We start from the raw sequence: 3568 nt of genomic DNA on the forward strand, positions 1-3568 counted from the left end.
CGCCGGCAACCGTGTCGCTATGCAGCCACGATTTTCTTCCGGTGACGAATGGCCTGATGTCGCGCTCGAGTACGTTATGCCGACTCCCCGATTATGCCGCGTCATGAGTCCACGCACACAACGGTTGGGCGGATCTCTGTTCCCGGTCGCTCGGATTGTCGGCATTATCAGAGAGCCTCCAGGAAGGCGAGCAACGGATCTGGAGGTTTGTAGCGTGTCGGCGCGACGCCGCTCGCCGTGGCGTGCGCGAGCGCGCGTTCCTTGAGTTGCATGTCGGCGTGCAAGTAGATCTGAGTAGTCTCGGAGGACTCGTGACCGAGCCAGAGCGCGATCACGGTTAGGTCGACGCCGTGATGCATCAGGCTCATCGCGGCCGTGTGCCGAAGCGTGTGAGGCGTTATTGATTTTTTCTTCAGCGAGGGGCACGAGAGACGCGCGATTTCGGCGTTGCGCGACACGAGTCGCTGAAGAGCATCGGCACTGAGATGACCCCCGCGCGAACTGGGGAAGACCGGATCACCTGGTTCGCCTGGTTGATACAACAGCCATTCTTTCAGGACGGCAACGACATCCGGTCGCAGCGGAGTGCATCTCATCTTTCTGCCTTTGCCAAGGCAACGGACGTGGGCGCCTGTGCCGAGCATCACATCCTGACGCCGGAGTGTGGTCAATTCGCTGTTGCGCAGACCCGTTTGAACCGCTACAAGAAGCAGCGTTCGGTCGCGGTTGCCGATCCACGTTCGTACGTCAGGCGCCCCTATCAGAGCGGCGGCCTCGCTTTCGGTCAGGAACTCAACAGGGCCGTGCTCGCAGCGTTTAGATGGAATTGCAAGAATGCGCTGACACTGCAGAAACAACGCAGGCTCGCTGACCGCGACGAACCGGAAGAAGGCATGCACGGCGGCAAGCCGCGTGTTGAGTGTCCGCACCGAATTGCCTCTGCCGTGTTCGAGGTGCTGCAGGAATTCCTCGATCAACGACACGTCGAAGTCCTCGATTCGCAGCTTTGACGGCGCGCGCCCGATATGCTTCGTGGCGAACGCTAGCAGCAGCCGGAACGTGTCACGGTAACTTGCCACCGTATGCGAACTCAGACCTTGCTGCTCGAGCAGGCGCTGGGTAAAAAACCGCTGAACGAGGGATGGGAGGCCGGCGGCGCTCACGGCCGTTCTCCCGGACAGTTCTTGTCGAGATAGGCTGCCGCGAGTTCAAGCAACTCAGGAACCGCTTCGATGTACCAGTACGTAAGACCGATGTTGACATGCCCGAGGTAGGCGGCAAGTTTCGGCAATTCCCGACTTACGTCCAGACCGGCGCGATACCACTCGACCAGCCTTCCAGTCGCGAAGCTATGCCGGAAGTCCTGGAGTCGCGGGCCGTAACCATCGCGCCCATCCTCTGTCGCCGGTCGCAGACCGATCGCGCGTGACATTCTGACGAACATGCTTCGCGTAGTGCAGGCCTTCAGCCGATTGCCGCGCTCACTAACCAGGAACGCCTCGCTCAATCGTAAAAGATAGACGTTATCGCGCTTCTGGGCATAGTGTTCGAGTGCCACCCGGGTCGACTCTTGTACAGGAACAAAGCGAGACTTGCCGAACTTCGACTCCCGGATGGAGAGTATCCCGTTAACGAGGTCAACGTCGGACCGGTCGAGTCGAAGCGCTTCGCTTGGCCTGAGGCCCGTCGCTACAAGAAGCCCTATGAGCGTCGAATAGGTCAGTGCTCGCATGCCGGTTCGGGAGCGCAGTTGAGCGGCCCGGGTCATAAGCAGGTCAATTTCCTGCTCAGTGTAAATATGCGGGGCATTGCGCCGTCTGCGGGCAGTCAGGAGTCCAGCTGGAGGAATCTGGTTTCGACTGTCAATGACGTTCATCCATCTGGCGAATCCTCTGACTTGGGAGAGGCGCCGCCCCCAGGTGGCACGTTCGACGAGTACGGGAGTCGTCGCCCAGCGCAGCGCCAGATCGGTGGTAATGAACTCGGCGCCTTCGCGTTCCAGAAGATCAACGAAATGACCGAGTGCCAACGCAGGTTCATAGAATGACGCCCCGAGAGCACGGCGGACCGCCACGTACCGTGCGAGAGAGTCGCGGATCGCAGTCATATTGCACCTCCTGCCATGGGCCATGAGCGCGCGATCCCACGCAGGTCCTCAAACGCGACCTTTGCATAGATCGCGGTACTGTCCTGCGAGCGGTGTCGCAAGACCTCGGCTATTTCCGCGATCGAGGCACCGTGGCGAATCATCGTCGTCGCCAGACCGTGACGGAATAGATGTGCGGCGCCCCGGCACGCGGGGCTGAAACCGGCACGCGCGAAGGCCAGACGAACAATCTTGCCAATCGCCGCCGGTCCGGCCAAACCAACCCGAGGTGCCCATATGCGAAGAAAGACGCGCCGCGATGCGCTCGCTCCGCGACCATCGCGGAGGTATATTGCGATTGCTTCTCCAACCTCCGATGGAAGGGGGACATGCTCGACCATTCTCCCCTTGCCATGAACGACGAGTTCTCCCGAACGCCAGTGAATGTCGTCAAGCTCGATTGCGACGATTTCTCCGGCACGTAGGCCGAGCCGCGCTAGCAACAGCAGGATTGCATAGTCACGGCGACCGCACGGAGTCGACCGGTCTGCAGTTGCAATAAGAGCTTCTTGCTGCTCAGGCGTGAGGAACGTCGGCACAGTTGACTGTCGCCACTTACGAACTGATGGCACTGACTCATACAGGTCTCGTGCCGTATCGCCGCGCAGAAAGAGGAAATGGCAGAACGAACGAAGCGCAACTGCCATCAGCCGCGTGTACTCCGACGACCGCCCTTTGCTGCGGGCAAGAAGGTGATTCCGGATCGTTACCGCGTCAAATGCATCGGGCAATATACTTCCGTCGCCGGCCGCGTGGCTGTCGAGAAAGTCGCGAATGAAAGGCCCGTAGACAAGCAGGGAGTTCTTCGCGAGTCCACGATCCTGCCTCAGATGATCCAGGTATCGGCAATAGATGTGCGCAATCGCGGATTGGCCGCCCAACGTCGGCGAGCGCACGATGGCTTCGGCGCGCAGATAGGCGAGGAACTGCCGTAATGTGGCACGCTCGCGCTGGACGCGGTCTCGTGGGGCGTCGATCAGGCGCGTCATAAAACGAGTCGCGGCAGACTCGTCGAGATCAATCAGGTCGATGTTCCTGCTCTTCATCCACCCAGAGAACGTACACAGGGCTCTTCGTTTCTTGCGAAGCGTTACCTCGGAATAGTGTGCCGCGCGTAGACGATCAAGAAATGCATCAATGTGATGGGCCGGCAGCCCGCCGGATTCGCTGACTGTGCGTGTCGCCTTCATTTGATCTCTCCTGGCCAGCGAGATAGCCAGCCTGAGAAATCATACGGTTATGCCGACACAGCAATCACGAAAGACCATACCCACCGTCACGCGCATGCATGACGCGGCATAATCGGGGAATCGGCATAATTGGCTGGAAAATCAGATTCGTCCTTGGGCCATCCGTCGCGTAGCGGCTCAGGTAAGGCCATTGGTTTCGGCAATAGCTGATCGCCTTGCCCAGCAGGCTCTC

General features: G+C 59.8%; 3 protein-coding genes and 1 pseudogene. All 4 read right to left on the minus strand.

Going from position 1 to position 3568, the window contains the following annotated elements; translation table 11 throughout:
* Window positions 1-79 (minus strand): annotated as a pseudogene (locus J3489_RS39050) (IS66 family transposase); the annotation flags it as partial.
* An 88-nt stretch (window positions 80-167) separates the two neighbouring features.
* Window positions 168-1163 (minus strand): tyrosine-type recombinase/integrase, encoded by a 996-nt coding sequence (locus tag J3489_RS36965; protein ID WP_207005732.1) that lies wholly within the window; start codon window positions 1161-1163, stop codon window positions 168-170.
* The gene (locus J3489_RS36970; RefSeq protein ID WP_207005733.1) at window positions 1160-2107 is read right to left on the minus strand and encodes a tyrosine-type recombinase/integrase; all 948 of its coding nucleotides are present in this window, start codon (window positions 2105-2107) and stop codon (window positions 1160-1162) included. The genes J3489_RS36965 and J3489_RS36970 overlap by 4 nt, the downstream gene beginning before the upstream one ends.
* The gene (locus J3489_RS36975; protein ID WP_207005734.1) at window positions 2104-3336 is read right to left on the minus strand and encodes a site-specific integrase; all 1233 of its coding nucleotides are present in this window, start codon (window positions 3334-3336) and stop codon (window positions 2104-2106) included. The genes J3489_RS36970 and J3489_RS36975 overlap by 4 nt, the downstream gene beginning before the upstream one ends.
* Window positions 3337-3568 lie beyond the last annotated feature (232 nt).

Source organism: Trinickia mobilis (assembly GCF_017315705.1).
Lineage (GTDB): Bacteria > Pseudomonadota > Gammaproteobacteria > Burkholderiales > Burkholderiaceae > Trinickia_A > Trinickia_A mobilis.

Bases quoted from the DNA above. Each gene is read 5' to 3' on its own strand.
- J3489_RS36970 (WP_207005733.1), bottom strand. From the start codon at position 2,107: ATGACTGCGATCCGCGACTCTCTCGCACGGTACGTGGCGGTCCGCCGT.
- J3489_RS36975 (WP_207005734.1), bottom strand. From the start codon at position 3,336: ATGAAGGCGACACGCACAGTCAGCGAATCCGGCGGGCTGCCGGCCCAT.